This is a genomic window from Anaerovibrio sp., assembly GCF_045637405.1.
Classification (GTDB): Bacteria; Bacillota; Negativicutes; order Selenomonadales; family Selenomonadaceae; genus Anaerovibrio.
On record NZ_JAZTZI010000062.1, the window covers coordinates 1 to 1326 of the forward strand.

A 1326-nucleotide genomic window follows, 5' to 3' on the forward strand; every position below is an offset into this window, starting at 1 on the left:
CAATGTTACAATCATACCGGCCGACTCAAAATATAGATTGGCACTATATTGCGTAACCTCGGCTAAATTTCCATGACCAATATGCCAACAGATGTAATATAGGTTCACTACACCATACACCAATGCCGCAGCTGATCCCAAGCCCACCAGGCTATCCATGTTGGGCGCCTTAGCCCACATCGCCTTGCCACCATTAATATAGTAGTTTTTATTTAAAAACATTATCGGCAACACCAAAAGCAACTGGGTAATGGCAAAAATCGCCCCATTTTCCGGACCATCAAAAATCTCCGAAATTACCTCCGGTACCTCCAGCCCCAAATGGATGTACAGCATTTGATGCATGGAAATATACATCTCGGGAAGCAACAATGCTATCGACCAAACCAGATACCATTTTTTTGTTTCCATTGCATCCTTGGCTTTATTTTCAAAAGAAACCGCCTGATCAGCTCCATGAATTGCCGCCCCATAGCCTGCCTTTTCCACGGCCTCGATTATATTATCATATTTTAAAGCATTTTCATCATAAACAACCTGCATTGAATTAGTCAGCAGGTTAACTGTAACTTCATCGGTTCCCGGTAACGCCCTTACCGCTTTTTCCACACGTGCGGAGCAAGCTGCGCAGGACATACCGGTAATATCATATCGCTCTTTCTTCATAACAGCCTCATATATTAACAATCAATAATATTAATAACCATTTTCATCTAACTTCTTTAGTATGGTATATCAAATGGATTTATATGTCAATTATGATGATCTATAAAATAATCCCCAAAAACAAAAAAGGGATCCCACATGACGAAACATCAAATGGGTATCCCTAAAATATTCTGGTGCTGGAGACAGGACTTGAACCCGCGACTCCCTCATTACGAATGAGGTACTCTACCAACTGAGTTACACCAGCGAAACTATGTAACATTATACGCTAAGAAGGCTAGGGTTTCAATCAAAATTTTTCCAACCGCTTACGGGTTGCTTCATGAACCTCCCTTTCCTTGAGCCTTGCCAGGGTATCAAGCATCCGCCCGGTGAGCTGAAAATCGGCTTTGCGCCAGGCTTCAATGGTGCTCAGGGCAATATTTCTACAGCCAATAACCGGGGCATACAAACCAGTGCAGATAAGGTTTTCTCCCTTGCCCGGCACATTCTTCAACCCCTGTATAACATAGGACAATATGGCATAATCCAAGTATTCTTCACTGTTGCCCAGTTCATTGGCCGGCCCTGAGGCCATTTCCTCCAGAGGAAGTTCCTCTTCAAAAATAGCGATGACCTCATCAGCAAACTGCTTATCAGGCAATAACAAATCAATTA

2 protein-coding genes and 1 tRNA gene are annotated in these 1326 nt (G+C 42.8%); all 3 read right to left on the minus strand.

Annotated features, from left to right (window positions below; translation table 11 throughout):
• Positions 1–666, minus strand: a 666-nt coding sequence (locus tag ACKI5G_RS04665) for a cation transporter (RefSeq protein ID WP_407398104.1), incomplete at its 3' end; no start/stop codon positions are given.
• Positions 667–840: 174 nt separating this feature from the next.
• Positions 841–916, minus strand: a tRNA-Thr gene (locus ACKI5G_RS04670).
• Between the two features lie 42 nt (positions 917–958).
• Positions 959–1326, minus strand: a 368-nt coding sequence (locus tag ACKI5G_RS04675) for a hypothetical protein (RefSeq protein ID WP_407398106.1), incomplete at its 5' end; no start/stop codon positions are given.